This window comes from Streptomyces sp. NPDC014764, assembly GCF_043082785.1.
GTDB classification, from domain to species: Bacteria; Actinomycetota; Actinomycetes; order Streptomycetales; family Streptomycetaceae; genus Streptomyces; species Streptomyces althioticus.
Window position 1 is genome coordinate 1 of the sequence record NZ_JBIBXY010000034.1, and the last position, 18,544, is coordinate 18,544.

An 18,544-nucleotide genomic window follows, 5' to 3' on the forward strand; every position below is an offset into this window, starting at 1 on the left:
CCCTCGTACCCAAGGTGGGTCAGGTAGGCGTCGAGGTCGAGGTGCTCGCTGCTCCACATGCTCGAATCAACTTCACCGTCCCCGGCAGCTATTCCATGTCCTGGTTCGTCTGGTGATCGGACTGCTCCGCGCTCGACGTCACGCCTGCACGCACCATTACGCCGAGCCCCAGGCCGGCCTCATCCGCCCCTGCTGGGTACGGCGGACCGCCTCGAATTCCGGTTCCTGATCGTTCGTGGCTGCGTGGCACTGCGCCCTCGACGAGTGGCTGCCCGACTGCCCTCCGGGCCAACTCCCCGCGCTCGTACGCCGTTCCTGCTCCTCGATGGCCTCTTCCCTGACCCTGAAGGAGAAAGGCACCAGGACCCCGGTCGGGCCCCGAGTCACCATGTGCGACTGAGGGCACGGAGACCGAGCGGCCGACGGAGGGCCCCGCCGCCAGCCGCCACCGCGGGGGCGCACACCGCCCGGCAGCCGCCCACTCCCGGCGGCGGTCCGCTTCCGCCGCAGGTTCGGTGGCAGGCCTCCATAGACGGTGACCGGCCGGTCACCGCCCTGCGAGGGCCCCCACCACCGCTGCCCGCTTCCGCTGGATCGCTCCTCGAACCTGCGCCCCAATGACCCCGCCCAACCCGCAGTCGGCTTCTGCCGAGGGTCCGACGCTCATTTTCCCGTGCCCGGGGGCGACCGCGGGAGACCAGAGGTTGCGTGCAGGCGGCGGGAGCGAGGCCGCACTCATCGGCGACGGCCCGGACGGGGCGGTCGCCGCCCGCTGCCGACAGCCGCGGAGCGTGACGTCAGGGTGGCCGAATCAGGTCGCTCACCATCGACTGTCCTCACGCGCCGTATACAACGCGTGTGAGGGCCAGGTGTTCCCGCGGGACCTGTCCGGGCGGTGCAAGAAAGCAGGGACCCACTGGGTGCGGCCCGGCGTCGGGAGGTGGGGGCCCGACAGGGCTTGGGCCGGATCGTGGGCGTCCGCGGGTGTGCCGAGCAAGTGGTACACCAACTGCCCGACGGGCAGTGCTGTGTGCGGCTCACCGGCTGCGCCGTCAGGTCGGCCGCACTCGGCGCATTCCCTGCCGGGGGGTGGAAAGCACGCCAGGACCGAATCAGAAGAATTAACATTGACACTCAAGGCGCTCGTTAAACCTTGAACGGCAATCCTTTTTTCGCCATCGCCCTGCGTGATTGTCCAGCGTCGAGACACTCCTATCGCGGGACGAATTTGAAGTGTCCGCACATCTAACGTTTTCACCCCCAAACGGCATGTTCGGTTAAGTGTGCTGCGGGCACGGTCCCGCACAGGGCGTACACGTCAGCACACACGGAGGTATTGAGGCCTCCGGGACGGGCGGTTAGGATCCCGCCAAGTGTTCGCCTACACAGGGGAGTTCTTATGAACCACCAGATGACCCTTCGTCCTCGCCTCGACAAGATTCAGGTCAAGAAGGCCAGCAGCAAGCGCTGACACCTGATGTGACGTGTGGCCTGTGGCCATAAGGTCACAGGCCATGCGAATTCTTCGAATGTGCACCCCTTCAGGGTCCCTATAGGGCGGGGCTGTATCTGTTGCATTTCTATCCTTTCTCCGATGATCGAGGCGCCGTCGATATCCCGGTCCACGTCATTGTTCACGAGCATTTAAGGACCGCCGCTCTGTGCCTGGGAGTCGCCTACGGCTCGCGGGACGACCCTGCGACCGCCGGCGGACTTGCCCACATGCTGGAACACGTTCTGATGTCGTCACCGCGCCGGGGGACCTTCGGTGTGGCGGAGCAGGTGGAATGGCTGGGCGGGGAGGCCAACGCGCAGACCGGCCTGGAGACGATGCTCTTCACCGCTCACGTCCAGGAACAGTACCTAGACGAGGTACTCGGCTCCCTGACGCAGGCGGTACTGCGTCCCCGCTGGGACAAGGCATATGTGGAGCAGGAGCGCGGGGCGGTGCAGCAGGAGCTCGCCGCGATGCAGGCGGATCCCAGCGAAACGGTGCAGGACGCATTCCTTGCCCGGCTCTTCGGCGCCCACCCACTGGGCCGCCCGGTCGGCGGCACCCTCCCTGAAGTCAGCAGTATGTCGATGGAGCAGATCGCCTCGGTGCACGAGACTGTCTTCCTCCCGGCCCCGATGGTGCTTTGCGTCGTCGCGCCACGCCCGCCCGAAGGGCTGTCGGCCGGGGAACGGTCTTTGCGGCCCCGGCCGGACAACGCTCATCTGCCCGAACCGCTGGCACCCAGGGAGCGCACCGGCGTCGTCTGGCCGGAAGAGTTCGCCTGGGTCTGCGTCGGGGGTCGCGCGGTCCCGGCCGGTCATCCCGGTGCGGCCGCCTTCCAGGTGCTGTCCACCTTGCTCGGCGACAGTCCTTCGTCTCTGCTGTACCAGCGGCTGCGCCGCGACGGCAGCCTCGCGTACATGTTCCAGTCGTGGTACCGCGGTTACGCGGAGGCCGGAGCGTGGCGCACGATGATCGGACTGGAGCCGGAGAACGGACCGGCTGCCGTTGACGTCGTGCTGGGCGCTCTGGAGGAGTTGGCCGGAGCGGGCCCGAAGCCCGAGCAGCTCGGGGCAGCCGTCAGGAAGACGACGACCTCGCTGCTACAGGAGAGCGAGGGGCCACTCGATCTCGCGAAACTGACTTCGTCGCGTGTCATCGCGGCCCGGGGCCCGTGGAGCCTGTCCGGGGAGACGGCGGCGCTGAACGACGTCACCGTGGACGATGTCCGCCGGGCCGCCGCGCTCGTCCTGGAGGCACCGCAGATCGAGGTACGTCCGGCGGTGGCCGAATGACCGGGTACACGGCGGCCGAGGAGTACCTTCAGGCGGCCTCCGAAGCAGATCTCCTGCACGTCTTGCCCGGACTCGGCCAGTACGTGGCGGGTGACTTCGTGGCTCCCGAGGGGCCTGGCCTGCTGGTCGAGTATTGCGACGAGCAGGTGCTCGCCGACGGGGGTGAACGATTGCTGAGTGAGGTTGTGGCCTGTTTCCCCGGGTCCCGGAGCGTGCTGCTGCGCGTGCCCGCCTCGGTGCAACTGCCCCCGCCCTGGCGTCCGGACCTCACCTACCTGCGGCACGAGGGCACCCGCCCGGCCTTCGTTCCGGCGTGCGTACGGCGCGCCGAACCGCACGAAGACGGTTTGGTACGGGGCTGGCTGGTCCGGGCGCTTCGAGACGGATCCGTTTCGCGGGGTGAGGAGCCCGACGCCGCTGCCCTGGATGCTGCAGCCGAGCGCGTCATGGCGGCGCATGGCCGGGAGTCCTGGGTGTGGACGGCGGACGGCTCTCCCGTGGGTCACGCGACCGTGCAAACGGACGCCTACGACGCGGTGACCGATTCGCCGTACGTCGAGCTCGAGGACATCCTCATCGAGTCGCCGTACCAGAAGCGGGCCATGGGCGATCTGGTGGCGGCCTGCGTCCACCGAGCCGGACTGCTGGGGCTGCCACTCATCGGCAACGTCGTGCACACCGTGGCTGATCCTGACGCCTCGATACGGGTGATCGCCGGTCTGGAGGCCCACGGCTGGCGTCCCGATCACCGTGTGTGGCGCCGCGACCTGACCGCTGAGTGAGTTCAGAGAAGTGAGGCTGTCGTGATCACCATTCCGCTGCTCTACCGGCTGCTCGGGGTCGACGAAGGGCTCGGGCTCAATCGTCTCGTCCGGGCCGCCTATCAGGTCTCCTACCATTTGCCGGTCCTCGTCGTCTCCGCCGCCGGGCAGCAAGGGGTCGAGTTGGGCCCTGCCTCGTCCGACCTGCTGCGCAGGGCCCGGGAACGGGCCGATGACTATGCGGTCCTCTACGAGGTCCTGGCTGCTGATACGCATGTCCGGCAGCTGAAGGGGCACGCCCTGGCACACCGCTATCCGGAAGGTGTGACCAGGCCGTCCGGGGACCTCGACCTGGTGGCCGAGAGGCATGACGACCTGTGGAAGGCCGCCCGTCTGATCATCGGTCGGCGTCCCGTGTCCGATGTCGACCTGACCTTCATGGGGAAGAACGGCGAACACACGCTGCTCCACCTTGAGTGGCCGGCAGAGGACGTCTTGATGGATCCGCTGGGTCAGGTCGACCTGTGCACAGCCGCCTACTCGGAGCGGGCCAAGGTGCTGCCCCTGCGGTCGGACATGCCCGAGAGCGCGTGGGAGGCCTGCTTCCTGGCGGTCTGCGAGGAGCGGTTCCAACGCTCCTTCAACGCGAAGGACTTCATCGATGTCCTGGTGCTCCGCGAGTCCGCCCCGCCGGCGGGGCAGGTTGTGGACGCTGTGCGGGAGTGGGACTTCGTGCCCGAAGCGGCGGAGCTGTTGGACCGAGCCGGCGGCTTCTTCGAACTCGGCCCGCTCGAGGACGTGCGCCGGGCGCTGCTCCCCCATCTGCCGGCCGACCGCGGGCAGCGTGCCGTCCCCAGGGACTTCGGCGACGAGCCGTCGGATGCGCGGGAGCGGCTGAATGCCGGTCTTCCGGTTTTCGGCCTGCGTCTGGGAGAGATCCAGGACCGCGCGGACCGCCATGAGGTGAAACTGCACGAGTTCGACGGCGGGGTGTGCGCGCTGACTCCAGTGGGCGACTACCTGTTGGTGGGCCGGCAGCTGGTCGATCCAGCGCTCTATGAGCGGGCGGTGACGGAACTGGCCGCGTTGGATGGCTAGTCCGCAAAGCATGCGGGGCGGGGACGGCGGGGCGATACGAGGACGGGCGGCAGTGGCGGCGGTCGAGGCGGATGAACTGCACAGGGTTTTCCCGAGAAGGAAGGGGGAGCCGGTCGAGGCACTCGGCGGTGTCTCCTTGAGCGTTCCCAGAGGTGAGGTGCATGGGCTGCTCGGCCCCAACGGGGCGGGCAAGACGACCTTGTGCAAGATTCTTGCGACGGTGCTTCTGCCCACCTCCGGGACGGCTCGTGTCTGCGGCCACGACGTGGTGGCCGACACGGCCCGCGTGCGGCGTCTGACGGGGATCGTGTTCGGCGGCGAGAAGGGCCTGTACCAGCGCCTGACCCCCCGTCAGAACTTGACGTACTGGGCGGCCCTCTACCGGCTCCCGCGACAGGAGGCCGCACGAAGGACCGAGCGGCTGCTGCGTATGACCGGGCTCGAGGAGCGTGCCGACGATCCGGTGGAGACCTTCTCCCGGGGTATGAAGCAGCGGCTGCATTTGGCCAGGGGCCTGCTCGCCGACCCGCAGTTGGTCATCCTGGACGAACCGACCACCGGCATGGACCCGGTGGGTGCGCGGGCTTTTCGTGATCTGATCGGGCAGCTCAAGGAGGAGGGGCGCACGGTACTGATCACGACGCACGACATGAGCGAGGCGGAGGCCGTGTGCGACCGGGTTTCTCTCATCTCTGACGGGCGGCTGATCGCCACCGAGGATCCCCGGACCATCGGCGGCTGGATCACCCGGTACGAATGGATCGAGGCGGAAGGGGTTCCAGGCGGCCTCCTGGAGTCGCTGGCGAGGATGCCGGGAGTCATCGCGGTCAGTGCTGTCCGCGAGGGCGTCACCCGTATCGAGTCGGAGGGTGTGGCCAGGGAGGTTCTGCGGCTGCTGGTGGACGCCGGTGTGACCAGGGTACGGTCGGCGCCTCCTTCGCTCGAGGATGTGTACCTGCACGTCATCGGTGACCGTGGAATGGCCGTCAGGTGATCCGGGCAGGCATGGCGGCGATGCGGCTCCAGATGCTGACGTTCCGCCGGACGCCGGCGAGGCTGTCGTTCTTCGTGCTGGTGCCGCTGCAGTGTCTGATCTTCAACTCGCTGGTGGCGCACAGCGGACGAACGGACCTGGTCGGTTACGCGGTGCTGGCGCCGGCAGTGCTGGCCGTGCTGGGAATGGCGATCTTCGAAGGCGGGGAGATCGTCACCAACGAGCGGTCGGGGGGCACCTTGGAGGGCCTGATGGCCACCCCCGCTCCGCTCGCCGCCGTTCTGCTGGGCCGCATCACCGCCGTCACCGTGGTCTCACTGGCGACAGTGGCGGAGAGCTGGCTGGTGACAGGGCTGGTCTTCGGTGTCTGGGTCACGCCCGGCCATCCGGGAATCCTGGTCACGACGCTGGTGGTCATGGCCGTGGCGGTCGCAGGGACCACGACTGCGATGGCGGCCCTGTTCGTCCTGTCACGGTCGGTGCGCAGCTTCCAGAATTCCCTGCTGTATCCCCTTTTGCTACTTGGAGGGGCTTTCGTGCCGGTAGAACTCTTGCCGCAGTGGCTCCAGCCCGCCAGCAAGATCGTCTTCCTGTCCTGGGCCACCGGTCTGTTGCGGGATTCGGTCGACGACGCCCCGGTGAAGGATCTGGCCCTGCGGCTGTCGGTGCTGCTCGGGCTGGGGGCCGTCTGCTTCGTGGCGGGGCTGCTGCTGTTCAACGCCGTGCTGCGTAACATCCGGGCCAGGGGGACGGTGAGCTTCACATGAGTATGTCCTCTCGCGGCGGCACGGCAGTGCACGTGCGCGTGGTGCGCGGGGCCCTGGTGACCGGCTTCGCGGACTTCAGGGCTCTTTACACAGTGCGAAGCTGGACGTTGGGCTGGATGTCACGGGTCCTTTGCCAGGTGTCCTTCTTCGCTTTGGCGGGCCGTCTCCTCGCGGACGAGGAGGCCACGCGGTTCCTGCTGATCGGCAATGCCGTCTCGATCATGGTGCTGGAGGCCTCCGTGGTCGTGGCGTCCACGGCTTGGGAGCGTGCGTCGGGCACGCTTCCGTTGTTGGTCGCGGCGCCGGTGCACCCCGCTTTCGTCTTCTTCGGCCGCAGTCTCTTCGGCGTAGCCGTGGGGACTGTCAGCTCGTCGGTCGCCCTTCTGGCCCTGGCCCCCTTGTTCGGGGTGGCCCTGCCGTGGCCCGCCGCCGTCCTGGTCGTTCCGCTCATCACCCTGGTCGGGTTCGCCTGCTACTGCTTTTTCCTGGTTCTGGCGGGCCTCGCGCTGCGGGCGACTCATTTGCGTAACCTCGTCAGCAACGTCGCCGCGCTGGGCCTCATCGCCTTCTGCGGCGTCCAGGTTCCGCTCGTTTTCTGGCCTTCCTGGATTCAGGCCGTCGCCGGGTTCCTGCCGCTCACCCACGGTCTGCAGGCGGTTCGGCTGCTGTTGGACTCGGCCGGGGCCGGCCAGGTTGTCGCCGCCACCGCCCTCGAACTGCTCATCGGTGTCGGGTGGCTGGTGATCGCCGTGCTGACCTTCCGCGGCTTCGTGGAGAGCGGCAGGCGGGACGGGTCCATCGAGTTCGCGGACTGATCCGGCTCCCGCCTCAGCACCGGAAGATTTCAGCTTCCCTGGCTCCTTTGGAGGAAGAAAGTGACGATTCCCCGGATACCCGTGCCGCTGGACAGTTCAAGAATTCTTCTGGTGTCCGGTCTGTGGCCCTACAACGACGTCGATGAGAAGAAGGCCGTCGGCCGGCTGAACGTCTTCCACAACCCTGAACTTCGTTCCCGGCTAGCCGAGTTGGTGGGAGCCAGCTCGGTCTACGACATCGGTTACCGCGTCGGGAGCGAGGTCCGTCAGCTCTTCCACGCCGCCACCGAGGTGGAGCCGACGCTGGTGTCGGTCGCGCTGAGCTCCCTGCTCCCCGAGGACGCCCAGGTGACCGAGGTGGAAGTGGCCGACGTGCTGCGCTCGGAGGATCATGCTTCCTGGGCGGCCGCCGCCCGGGACGGCCTGTGTCTTCTGTCGACCAGTTACATCACCAACTTCTCTGACCTGAGCAGGGTCGTGACCCGCCTCCGCGAGACCGGCGTCGGCCACATCGTCGCCGGCGGCTACCTGGCCACCCGCAATCCCGAGCGGGTGCTCGACTGCGGCATCGACATGGTGATAGCCGGAGATGCCGAGGAGGCTGTCCCGGCGCTGCTCAACTGCCTGCGTGCGAGCGGCTCCAGCGGCCCGTCGTCCGTCGACGCCGACGCGTGGGCCGCTGTGCCCAACCTCTGGTACTGGGGTCGAGACGGCGAGCGGGTCTTCACCTTCGACCGCATGGTCGCCGTGGACGACATCCGCGCGACCATTCCGGCCGGCGACCTCTCCGGCATCTCCGTCCCTTATGAGTCCATGCGTGGCTGCCCCTACAAGTGCGCGTTCTGCTCCTATCCTCTGGTGTCCACGAAATGGCGTTTCAAAAGCGCGGAGAAACTCATCGCGGACTGGACGCTGATCGAGAAGGGGGGCGCCAAGGAGATCATCGCTCTCGATTCGACGTTCACCATTCCCCCGAAACGACTGCGGGACTTTCTGAAGATGTACCGCGAGGCCGGTCTCACCGTTCCGTGGGGCGCTTATTCACGGGTGACACCGCTCAAGAATGAGGAAACCGTGATCCAGCTCAAGCGGGCCAACAACCGTTGGTTGTCGATCGGTTTCGAGAGCGGCAGTCAGAAGATGCTCGACCTGATGCACAAGGGGACGCGGGTGAAGGATGCGTTGCCGGCCCTGGCGAACCTGCGTCGGCATCAGGTCGCACCGTGGTCCAACTTCATCATCGGCTACCCGGGGGAAACGGAGGAGACGGCCGCGGAGACCGTCGCTTTCATGTCCCGTCACCTTTTCGGGTTCTACGGCATCTACGTGTTCAACATCAGGGACCGAGGCATGCCGGTACTCAGCGACCCCACTGCCAACCTGCACTGGGAGGACGTGGGCAGCGAGTGGAGTCACTCGACCATGAACAGCGAGCAGGCCACCCGGCTGCGATGGGAGTCCTACCTCAAGGTGTGTGTGACCAACCCCGAGGCAATCAATGTGGACGTCTTCCGCGGAAGCAACGTGGAGAAGGACTACGGGATATGGGACGCCGCCTTCCCCTCGCTCAAGCACATAGAGCTGTGGTCCCTTCACCATGTCGACCCGGACGCGTTTCGGGCAGCGGGCGGCCCCGACGGCGCGGCAACGGAGCGGGCTCTGCGTGAACTTCTGGTCCCGCTGCGGTGAAGGCGATGACGAGGCGCTCTACGCAGGTGGAAGGTGCCCCTGCCATGCCGCTGGTCGGTGTGGCGGCCGGAGGACGCGGCGGTCTGGCCGCCTCCTCCGTCCGGCTGGCCGAACGGGTACAGGGACAGATCGAGGAGGCGGGGATCGGCGCCGTTGTGCTGCATGAGGGGGCATCGCTCGCGGAGGCGTTGGCTCAGGGGCGCCTGACCGTCCTGCAGGATGTCACCTACGGCCGCTACGGCCGGCTCGAGGCGGTGGCCGCCTCGGCCGGTCTGCCGTTCCTTGGAACCGGGGCGCGCCAGGCGGAGGTGTACGACAAGGTCCGGCTCAAAACGGCCTTGCTGGCGGGCGGGGCCAGCACCCCGCGCCACCAGGTGCTGGACTTCCACAATCTCGCCGACGCCTGGCCCCTGATCGACCTGTTCGACGGCCCGGTCGTGGTGAAGCCGGCCACCGCGGACCTGTTGAGTGAGGGGGTGCGCTGGTTCCCTGCGGCCGACCCGGCCGATGCCGAACTCCGGCGTCACGTGGAGCGGCTCTTCCTGACGGACCAGATCGTCCTGCTCGAGGAACTCGTCGCCGGCACCGAAGTCTGCGCCGGCTTCCGCAGCTCTGACGATGGCCTGGAGATGTTTCCCGTCCTGACCGTCGTCAAGGACGAAGTCCTCTTCGACCACGAGGTCAAGACCCACCAGCGCTACCGGTTCGCCCCGGTCACGCTGTCCGGGCGGGTGCTTCGGGAGATCGAGAGGGTGGGACGACTTCTTGCCGCCGAGTTCCACGTGTCGGGGTACTGGTACGTCAACGCCATGGTCACCGCCGACGAGCGGGTGTCGGTGTTCGACGCCGGGACCACCGTAGGACTGGGCGACAAGAGCTACTTCCCGGCGGCCGCGCGACTGGCCGGGCTGACCGTACGGCAGCTCGTACACCATCAGTTCGTCGAGCCGGTGCTGTCCTTACTGCAACGCGAGCACGGCTCAAGCATGCCGTCGGTGCAGAGGGAGGCGGCGCGGTGAGCCTGGCCTGGCTCGACGGGGAGCTGGTACCCGAGGAGTCGGTCTCCCTCCACGTGAACAGTGTGACCTCCGCGCTGGGAACCGGCTTCTTTGAGGCACTGCGCTGTTACCCCACGCCCGGGGGAGGGTCGGCCGCCTTCCGGCTGCGGGACCACCACCGCAGGCTCACCCGCTCCCTCGCGGTTGTCGGAGCGGCACCACCGGTGAGCGAGAGGGATTTGGTCTCGGCATTGGCGGCTCTGATCGACGCCGAGGGGATGACTGGGGCACCGGTGTACGTCAAGGTGATGGTCTACTGGGACGTCGTCCTGCAGGGCACCTCCCTGGTGGCCCTCCAGGAGTACCAGCCCCGGACCGCGATCTTCGTACGCAGCACTGCTGCGGACATGTTCTCCACCTGCCCGGTGGTGCGGTGCAGGATCTCTTCCTGGCGACGCGCCGATGCCGGCGTCATGCCGCCGCATGCCAAGGCCACGGCGAACTACTACAGCGCAAGGCTCGGACTGACGGAAGCGCTCAGCACCGGGTTCGACAACGCGATCTTCCTCAACGGCAAGGGGACCGTCGCGGAGGCCGCCGAGTCCAACATCTTCCTCGTCGACCGCCGGGCCCGCACGGTGACGACTCCCACCCTGGCCTGCGGTGCGCTTCCCGGTATCACCCGGGACACGGTCCTGGAGCGCCTTCGCGCCGGGACGGACTTCGAGGTGGTCGAGGCCCCCGTGCAGCACACCGACCTCTACGCGGCCGACGAGGTCTTCCTGACCAACACGGCACAGATCATCCGCGGGGTGGCGCGGATCGACGGCCGCTCCCTGGGTGACGGAGCGGGGGAAGTGACACAAGCCGTTCGCGCAGACCTTCTCGACATGCTCTTCCAGAGGACCTCCGCCCCCGCGGGGTGGTTGACCTCTCTCGTCTGACGGATAGGACAGATCGTGAAAAGAACGACTGAACAGAACGACATCCTCATCGCCGGCCTCACCCGGCGCTTCGAGCAGCAGAAGCCCGCCGTGCACTACATGGAGGAGCACTTCGGATCCGGGCCCGTCGGTGACTTCGGCTGCGGCAACGGGATCCCACTGAACCACCTGGCGGAACGCCGACCCGACCTGTTCTTCGTTGGCGTGGACCACAGCATGGATATCCTCGGCCGCAACCACGCCTTGGGGCGCAGGAACGTGACACTGGTCGCCGGCGACCTGGACGGCGCCGTCTTCCCCGAGGGCAGCTTCGAAGCCGTCATGTTCAACCGGTCCCTGCATGAGGTGTACTCCCTCTTCGGGGAGGACGGGCTACGGCGCGCGGTCAGCTTCGCGTGCCGGGCGCTCAAGCCCGACGGCCGGGTGCTGATCTACGAGAACGCGGTCCGGAGCAGGGAGAAGGTGACTCTGCGCCTGGTCACCGACGAGGTGCGAGGGCTGTTCGCGAAGTTCCTGGAGGACTACTCGATACGGCCCGTCCCCTGCACCCGCGTGGACGAGATGACAGTGCTGCTTCAGGAGGACGACGCACTGGAGTTCCTCACCAAGTACCGCGACCCGGACTGGGAGTCCGAGATGCGCGAGGTTCATTTCCTTTACACCCTCGACGAGTGGCACTCCGTCCTGTCCTCCTGCGGGCTGGAGCGAGAAGCCGTCCGGCGTTTCGACGACCGCCAGATCCTGGCGACGGACGGCGTGGAACCCGGCTGGGAGATCGAGGATTTCAAGCACGTGCTGGTCTACCGGCGGTCGGAGTGACCTCCACCGGTGTCGCTGCGCGAGGTCATGTACCGCTCGGCGTCGCCGAGATGCAGGTCAAGTGCCGCGAGATCAGGGAGGCGACACTGCGGGCCTCGCTGGACCGCCCTCACCATCTGGGCGGACAGCTGTCCTGCGTGGAGATCCTCGTGTCCATCCTCTACGGGCACGCCCGAACATTGCAGGCTACTGGTGGGGCGGACACGAGGTTCGTTCTGTCCAAGGGGCACGCGTGCATCACTTTGTACGCGGTGCTCGCTGATCTCGGGATCCTGACCGAGGAAGACCTCCAGCTGGTCATGAGACGGGACGGGCGGCTGCTTGGCCACCCCTGCCGCACCACAACACCCGGGGTGGACGTATCGACGGGCTCGCTGGGCATGGGGCTGTCCGTCGCCGTCGGAATCGCGCTCGGCGCGCGCATGCAGAGCAGGGAAACCCACGTCCACGTTGTCCTGGGAGACGGAGAAATGCAGTCGGGCCAGGTGTGGGAGGCGCTCATGCTGATGGCCCAGCTAGGACTGGACACGGTGCATCCCGTCATCGACTGCAACGGAGCTCAGGCCGACGGACCTACCGGCGAGATCGTAGGGCTGGAGCCGCTCGCGGAGAAGATCGGCGCCATGGGGCTCCATGCTGTCGAGTGCGACGGTCACGACCTCCGGGCGCTTCAGCAAGCTCTGGCAACTGAGGTCGCCGGCCGACCCACCGTCGTGATCGCCCGCACGGTGAAAGGGCGCGGCGTGCCGTGGATGGAGGGCGACAACACCTGGCACAGCGGCTCGTTCGGCGCGGAACAGCTGTCGGCTGCGCTGAAGTCCCTGTCGTGATCGGAAGACGATGAAAAAGTTCACCTCGGTACTGCTGGATCTCATGGCAGCGGACGCCTCCGCCGTCATGCTCGACGCGGACCTTTCCCGCAGCAGTGGTTCCGGCCCGGTAAAGGACCGCTGGCCCGACCGTTTCCTGAACACCGGGATCGCGGAGCAGAACACAATGGGCGTCGCGGCGGGCCTGGCGCTCGCCGGCCTGCGGCCCCTCGTGCACACGTTCGCTGCGTTCGCCACGATGCGTGCCTGCGAGCAGGTGCGGACCGCCATCGCGTACCAGAAACTCAACGTCACCATCTGCGCGAGCAAGGCGGGCCTTGCCGCCGCTTCCTCGGGGCCGACCCATCATGCCCTGGAGGATCTCGCCATCATGAGGTCAATCCCGGGCATGACCGTGGTGGCGCCCAGTGACTTCCAGGAACTCGCCTACCTGCTGCCCGACCTGGTGAGACACGAAGGGCCGGTCTATGTGCGGGTGCCGCCCGAGGACGCGCCCGTCCTCCCCTCCGCCGGCCCCTCCCTCGGGCAGGCGGACAGAGAAGAGGCGTCGGCCCCGGTCACGCTGGTGACGACCGGGATCCTGGGGGAACGGGCACATCGCACCGGCGAGCTGCTCGAGTCGATGGGCATCGCCACCCATGTCCTGCACGTTCCCTTCGTCAAGCCTCTGGACCGCCGACCGATCCTCTCCCGTATTGCCCGCGCCAGACTAGTGGTCACCATCGAGGAGCACAGCGTCATCGGAGGCCTCGGCTCGGCGGTCGCAGAGCTGATCGCGGAAGAAGGCGGTCCGCCGCTCTGGCGTGTCGGTGTAGACGACGTCTTCTGCTACGCCTCGGGCACGCACAACGAGTTGATCTCTGACTTCGTACTCACCCCCGAGGAACTGGCCACCCGCATCCGAAACAGGATCAGCACGTGGTGACGGGCGAAGCGGAGCAAACCCGCCGCGCGTTGAGGGAGCAGCTGTCCCAGTACCCCGCCCTCGAGGAGCGACGAGGCCTGGTGGAGTCGCTGGGCGAGGAAGAGCTCAGACTCCTGCCGAGAACGGCCCTTGCCGTCGTCACCCCGGATGGTCTGGCCCAGGGGACGCACCGCCGCCTCCTGGCGGACCTCGGCGCCTACGTGATCGCTTACCGGTTCCGGACCCTGACGCAGCGGGACGCCGAACGCCTGTACCAGGACGGCCTGATCACCCGGACTTCCGGTCGTCACATCACCGCCTGGTGGATCAAGAAGAATGTCTTCGACCTGGGGGAGGCACTGGTGCTGCTTCTCAGACACCCCGTCGACACGTCCTTCCAGACCACCGTGACCAAGTCGAAGGGCGCCTCCGACCCACTGATGGCCCGGCCGGGCACCTACCGCGAGAGATACCGCACCCCTAACAAGACATTTGCCCTGATGCACAGTTCGGACGACATGATCAGCTTGCTGCACGAGGCCGCCGTTCTGTTCGATCCCACCCCTCCGGCCGAGCTGCTCGGCAGACCGTACTGGAGCGAGGACCTCAGGGCTGCCGTGACCGGCTACCGCACCACGGTGGAACTGCGTCGGATGGAGCAGTATCGGGCACTGTACCGGCTGAAACGCCGTCTCCTACTGGAACTTGCCGGTGTGGGCGCTGTCCCCCACGGTGTCGTGGGACAGCTGTGCGCCCTCTACGACCAGGCCGGCGACGTGGTCGAGCAGAATCCGGGCTTCGCAGCCGAAACCGAGGCTGTGGATCGATTGCTCGCCGAGGAGGCGGCCCTGCTCAGGTCACTCGCCATCTGCCGCGAACCTTCCACAACGGAGGTGGATTTGGCCGCGGCCGTAGCACTTACATGCCTGAGGACGCTCACGACAAGGGGCACGGTGACGCCCGAGGTCTTCTCCCAGATGACGGCCCTGCTTTCGAGGATCGGGATCGGCCTGAACCAATTGGAGACCACCCTGCTGGAGAGCTACTTCTTCTTCAGCCCGAAGGAGCCCGAGTGAACACCTCCTACGATGCCATCCGCGAGGCGGCTGGCACCCTTGATGACTACCCCTGGTCCCTCGCGGAGACGGCCGCTCTTGGCGACGCGGGCCTGCGCACCTCGGCGGACCACCTCGGCTTCATGATCATTACACCGGACGCCGTGCACCGAGGGCGGCACCTTGAGGTCCTCGACACCCTGCGCCGGGCCGGCTTCCAGCTCCTCGCTCACCGGTCGCTCAAGCTGCGGGACGATCACATCGAGGAGCTGTACAAGTACGGGCTCCGCAAGAAAATTATGGACAACCGCCGGACCCACTGGTTCCTCACCCGCAAGGGCCTGGGATTCGGGGTGTCTGTGGGACTGCTGCTCCGGCACCCCGAGCCGGGCGCGTGCGAGCGGCTGCTAGCCCTGAAGGGAGCTTCCGACCCGAGTGCAGCCGCAGCGGACTCCATCCGAGGAGCCGTACGCAGCTATTCGAAGATCCTTGCCCTGGTGCACAGTTCGGACGATGCGCCCGCCGTGATGCGGGAGTGTCTCCTCTTCTTCACTCGCCGGGAAATGGAGATCGCGGTGGGCCTGAAGGAACCGCAGGGACACGCGGGCAACCGCTGGGAGGCGGTTGCCGAGACGCTGTCCCCCACCGACGCGTCCGCCGACCCGGTGGAAGTCTTCTGGGCAGTAAAGCTCAGGACCGCTCGGGTGCTGTTGTCGCATCCGCTGGCCCCAAAAGGCCTGGCTCCACTGGCACGGCTGCACCTCGACCTCCTCAGGAGTGGGCGGGAGACTGCGGCGGGAAACCGCGGAGGCTGGCTGACGAGGATGCCCGACACGGAGAAGATGCTGGCACGGGAGCTGGACCTCCTTGACAGCCGACCGTTCGCCGAGGCAGTCGCCAGGGCCATGGGTGATGGCCGGCCCGGATACGATCTCGCCCCGCTGGCCTGGTGTGCTCTGGCCCTTGCGGTCCGGCAATTGGCCGATGCCCCCGGCTTCACGGACCTGCCCACGGACCGACTACTCGACTCCCTCCATCAAGCCGGGGTGCACCTCACACCGTGGGAGTCCCTTGTACTGGAGAATCTGCTGCACTTCTGGCCTCGATAGCGGCCCGCCCGGTGCGGGTGCGGCCCCTTTTCCAGGGGACCGCGGCCGCACCGGCGTGTACTGCCCGCGTTGCTTCCCACACATGGCCTTGGTCTTGTGTGACGACCATCGACAGCCTCGGGCTCATGCGGATCCTGCATCTGTCGGACACTCACCTCAGCCCCGGCAAGCACGGGGGTCGATGCGACCTCGGCCCGTCGCGGCGTGCTCACTGACCCGTGGTTATGGTGCGGGGCCGCTCACCGCGCGCGCCGGAGTCGCCTGTGCGGGCTGTTGGGCGCGACAGGACAGGTCGACGAGTTCCACTTCGATGACCTGACCGAAGGGCTGTCTGGGAGATCCAGCCCAGAGCTTGACGTGGTAGCCGGCGCGGCCACTCGACACGGGAACGGTGTGGGGCACCTGGTTCGGTGGAAACGTCGTCATGGTTGTGAGCTCTTTCAGCGTGGCCACTGATCGGGTGACAGGCCGAGCCGGATACGCCCTACCCGGACACGGGTGTCAGCTGCTCATCCGCCCACTCGGCGAAGGTGGTGAGCGGGATGCCCAGCTCCCGGGCGTACTCGGGCCGGGCGGGCTGGAGGACCGCGTTGTTCCACTCGTGTCCGGCTCCCCACGGCGGCATGCCCGCGTCGAGGGCCTCTTCCAGACTCATGGAGGGTGCGGTCACGGGCACGCCCCAGGCGGTGGACAAGGTCTGTGCGATCTGCTCCATCGTGCGCAGGTCACCGGCCAGTTCCAGTTCCACCTGGTGGAACCGGCCAGGGTCTCGAAGGGCGTGCGCCGCAGCCGTGCCGATGTCCCGTACGGCCACCAGAGCCAGTTCGGTCTTCGGTTTCAGTACCGTCAGCAGTCCGCCGCGCGGCCCCTCGGGTGCCAACAGGGGCAGGTTCTCCATGAAGAAAGCGGGCTTGATCACCGTCCAGCGGGCAAAGCCCGCACTCCGCACCGCCTCCATGATCGCCTGCTTGGTGTGAAAGTAGTCCGCCATCGCCGCCCATCGGCCCTCGGCCCAGCCGGCGACCCGAGTGTGCTCACCGACTCCACTGGTCGATGACTGCACGAACTGCCGTACTCCCTCAACCTTCGCCGCGTTCACCAGGTTGGTGGCCTGGGCGAGCTCGCCCGCGAAATCCACGCTGGTTCCGGTCATGGGTGGAATCTGCACCGAGAACACCGCGCGGACTCCCTCGACCGCCGGGCCGAGGGAGTCCCGGTCGGAGAGATCCGCTCGCACCAGCTCGGCGCCCAGCGCCTCGATCGCTTGGGCGGACTTCGACCGCGGATCACGCACGAGGGCACGTACGGGCACCTGGGCGGCCAGGAGTGCGCGGGCCGTGGCCCCGCCTTGCCGGCCGGTGGCTCCGGTGACCAGGACGGTTTCGCTGTTGACGGGCATGGTGGCTGCTCCTCGCGGACCGGAGAAAGGAAACGGCGGGGCCCGCCGTTTGCCTGCCGGTAAGATATGGCGGGGCCCGCCGTTTAGCAATGAGGAGATCATGACCGGTCAGCGCTCGGACGCCCGACGCAACTACCAGCGCATCCTCGCCGTCGCCGAAGCCGAGGTCGCCGCGCACGGCGCCGAGGCATCCCTAGAGCAGATCGCCCGCACCGCAGGCGTCGGTTCGGCGACCGTGCGCCGTCACTTCCCCACCCGCCGCGCCCTGCTCGAAGCTGTCTTCCAGGAGCGCATCGAGGGCCTGTGCGAGCGCGCCCACCGGCTGAACGCGGCCGAGGACGGCCGCACCGCCCTCCTGGAGTGGCTCCACGCCCTCGTCCTCTACGCCGTCTCAGCGCGCGGATTCGCCAGCACCCTCAGCTACGAGCCTCCCTCCGAGGAACCCTCACCGCACTCCTGCGGCAACAGAATCGCAGCGGCCGGGACTCCCCTGCTCCAGCGGGCCATTCGCGACAAGGCGGTTGCACCGCACGTCACCTTCCACGACCTGCTGACCCTCGCCGTCGGCATCGCGCTGGCCACCGAGCACCACAAGCACCCAGAGACCCAGGCCGACCACCTCTTCCACCTCGCTGTAGAAGGACTCAGCCCTGAGCACGGCGTCGCTGGGGCATCCGGGAACTGAGGATCTTCGGCTCAGGCCAGATCCTCGGGCCGGGTGCGCAGCTTGGCGGCGATGCGGGCGAGGGCGCGCGCATCGAGATCCGGGTCACGGCCGTCGTAGGCCAGGACGGCTGAGGCCGGGGCGCGGCTGTCGGTTGCCGTGCCCCGGCCGGGAGAGCGGTATGTCAGCGGTGGGCCGGGATGCCGCCCCGGGCCTCGACGACCGTGCCGGTGATGTAGGCCGACCGGGCGGAGGCCAGAAAGGCGACCACCTCTGCGAGAACTGGAACATGTTGCCGAGCTCGACGGCCTCGGGGAATCCGGCGCTGCGTGCAGCTCTGCCGCTGCGAGGCCCCCGGCCCTCGCGCCCGCGCGGTCGGCTCCGGGCCACCGCACCGTCGGCACACCTGTGAAAGCCGACCACCGCACAGTTCAGTTCACGCGGTTGTCGAGGGACCGCGCGATGGAGCCGGCGACGGTGCCGAGCTGCCGCGACTGCTCCTCGGTGAGCAGGCCGAAGACGTGCTCGCGCAGGGTGGTGCGGTAGAGGGATACCGCCTCCGCGTACTTCAGCACTCCCGCCTCCGTCAGAGAGGCGATCGTGAGGCGGGCGTCGGCGGGGTCCTGCTCACGCACGAGCCAGCCCTGCCCCTCCAGCCGCGAAGCGATGCGCGACAGATGCGAGGGGGTGATACGGGACAGCTCCGCGAGGGAGCCCATCGTGCGCTCGCCGTGCTGCGACAGGCACCACAGGATCAGGAACTCGTGGTGGCTCAGTCCTTGCCGTTTGAGCCGCCCTTCCAGCGAGGGCGGGCGGCGGGGCGGTCGGGGGCGCGGTGCCAGTCGGGGCGGGGCCGGGCGAGGGCGCCCGGTCGCGCGGGGAGCGCGCGGAGCAGCTCCCGCACGGGG

Annotated in this window: 17 protein-coding genes; 15 read left to right on the forward strand and 2 right to left on the reverse strand. The window is 67.6% G+C overall.

What is annotated here, in order from left to right; all coding sequences use genetic code 11:
- The first annotated feature begins 1,572 nt into the window (after window positions 1-1,572).
- Genes ACF1AG_RS34345 through ACF1AG_RS34410 form a run of 14 tightly spaced genes read left to right on the forward strand, consistent with a single transcriptional unit; the run spans window position 1,573 to window position 15,573 of the window.
- Window positions 1,573-2,790 carry a pitrilysin family protein gene (locus tag ACF1AG_RS34345; protein ID WP_359605441.1) on the forward strand — a complete coding sequence of 406 codons (1,218 nt, stop codon included), beginning with the start codon at window positions 1,573-1,575 and terminating at the stop codon, window positions 2,788-2,790.
- Complete coding sequence (locus ACF1AG_RS34350; protein ID WP_359605439.1) at window positions 2,787-3,572, forward strand: hypothetical protein; 786 nt, start codon at window positions 2,787-2,789, stop codon at window positions 3,570-3,572. The genes ACF1AG_RS34345 and ACF1AG_RS34350 overlap by 4 nt, the downstream gene beginning before the upstream one ends.
- Window positions 3,573-3,593: 21 nt before the next feature.
- Window positions 3,594-4,649: a hypothetical protein gene (locus ACF1AG_RS34355; RefSeq protein WP_359605437.1), complete on the forward strand. Its 1,056-nt coding sequence runs from the start codon at window positions 3,594-3,596 to the stop codon at window positions 4,647-4,649.
- A gap of 52 nt (window positions 4,650-4,701) precedes the next feature.
- Complete coding sequence (locus tag ACF1AG_RS34360; RefSeq protein WP_359605435.1) at window positions 4,702-5,643, forward strand: ABC transporter ATP-binding protein; 942 nt, start codon at window positions 4,702-4,704, stop codon at window positions 5,641-5,643.
- A gap of 11 nt (window positions 5,644-5,654) precedes the next feature.
- Window positions 5,655-6,410: an ABC transporter permease gene (locus ACF1AG_RS34365; protein ID WP_359605433.1), complete on the forward strand. Its 756-nt coding sequence runs from the start codon at window positions 5,655-5,657 to the stop codon at window positions 6,408-6,410.
- 32 nt (window positions 6,411-6,442) lie between these two features.
- Complete coding sequence (locus ACF1AG_RS34370) at window positions 6,443-7,225, forward strand: ABC transporter permease (protein WP_391811025.1); 783 nt, start codon at window positions 6,443-6,445, stop codon at window positions 7,223-7,225.
- A gap of 60 nt (window positions 7,226-7,285) precedes the next feature.
- Window positions 7,286-8,914: a B12-binding domain-containing radical SAM protein gene (locus ACF1AG_RS34375; RefSeq protein WP_387798309.1), complete on the forward strand. Its 1,629-nt coding sequence runs from the start codon at window positions 7,286-7,288 to the stop codon at window positions 8,912-8,914.
- 5 nt (window positions 8,915-8,919) lie between these two features.
- Window positions 8,920-9,933: a hypothetical protein gene (locus ACF1AG_RS34380; protein WP_387798417.1), complete on the forward strand. Its 1,014-nt coding sequence runs from the start codon at window positions 8,920-8,922 to the stop codon at window positions 9,931-9,933.
- Window positions 9,930-10,856 carry an aminotransferase class IV gene (locus tag ACF1AG_RS34385; RefSeq protein WP_359605425.1) on the forward strand — a complete coding sequence of 309 codons (927 nt, stop codon included), beginning with the start codon at window positions 9,930-9,932 and terminating at the stop codon, window positions 10,854-10,856. Before ACF1AG_RS34380 ends, ACF1AG_RS34385 begins: the two co-directional genes overlap by 4 nt.
- 15 nt (window positions 10,857-10,871) lie before the next feature.
- The gene (locus ACF1AG_RS34390; RefSeq protein ID WP_359605423.1) at window positions 10,872-11,675 is read left to right on the forward strand and encodes a class I SAM-dependent methyltransferase; all 804 of its coding nucleotides are present in this window, start codon (window positions 10,872-10,874) and stop codon (window positions 11,673-11,675) included.
- On the forward strand, window positions 11,672-12,505 hold the full coding sequence (locus ACF1AG_RS34395) for a 1-deoxy-D-xylulose-5-phosphate synthase N-terminal domain-containing protein (RefSeq protein WP_359605421.1): 834 nt from the start codon (window positions 11,672-11,674) through the stop codon (window positions 12,503-12,505). Before ACF1AG_RS34390 ends, ACF1AG_RS34395 begins: the two co-directional genes overlap by 4 nt.
- A 10-nt stretch (window positions 12,506-12,515) precedes the next feature.
- On the forward strand, window positions 12,516-13,430 hold the full coding sequence (locus tag ACF1AG_RS34400) for a transketolase family protein (protein ID WP_391811026.1): 915 nt from the start codon (window positions 12,516-12,518) through the stop codon (window positions 13,428-13,430).
- Complete coding sequence (locus tag ACF1AG_RS34405; protein ID WP_391811027.1) at window positions 13,424-14,485, forward strand: hypothetical protein; 1,062 nt, start codon at window positions 13,424-13,426, stop codon at window positions 14,483-14,485. The genes ACF1AG_RS34400 and ACF1AG_RS34405 overlap by 7 nt, the downstream gene beginning before the upstream one ends.
- Window positions 14,482-15,573 (forward strand): nucleoside-diphosphate kinase, encoded by a 1,092-nt coding sequence (locus ACF1AG_RS34410; RefSeq protein WP_387798322.1) that lies wholly within the window; start codon window positions 14,482-14,484, stop codon window positions 15,571-15,573. Before ACF1AG_RS34405 ends, ACF1AG_RS34410 begins: the two co-directional genes overlap by 4 nt.
- A 484-nt stretch (window positions 15,574-16,057) precedes the next feature.
- On the opposite strand, the gene ACF1AG_RS34415 is transcribed toward ACF1AG_RS34410, so the two are convergent.
- Entirely contained in the window at window positions 16,058-16,972 is a 915-nt protein-coding gene (locus tag ACF1AG_RS34415; RefSeq protein ID WP_359605413.1) for an NmrA/HSCARG family protein, read from the reverse strand.
- Window positions 16,973-17,072: 100 nt separating this feature from the next.
- Between ACF1AG_RS34415 and ACF1AG_RS34420 the strand changes: the two genes are divergently transcribed.
- Window positions 17,073-17,657 (forward strand): TetR/AcrR family transcriptional regulator, encoded by a 585-nt coding sequence (locus ACF1AG_RS34420; RefSeq protein WP_359605411.1) that lies wholly within the window; start codon window positions 17,073-17,075, stop codon window positions 17,655-17,657.
- 410 nt (window positions 17,658-18,067) lie between these two features.
- Here ACF1AG_RS34420 and ACF1AG_RS34425 read toward each other — a convergent pair whose 3' ends face one another.
- A complete protein-coding gene (locus ACF1AG_RS34425; RefSeq protein ID WP_391811028.1) occupies window positions 18,068-18,478 on the reverse strand; it encodes a MarR family winged helix-turn-helix transcriptional regulator in 411 nt (136 codons plus the stop codon).
- Between the last annotated feature and the right edge of the window lie 66 nt (window positions 18,479-18,544).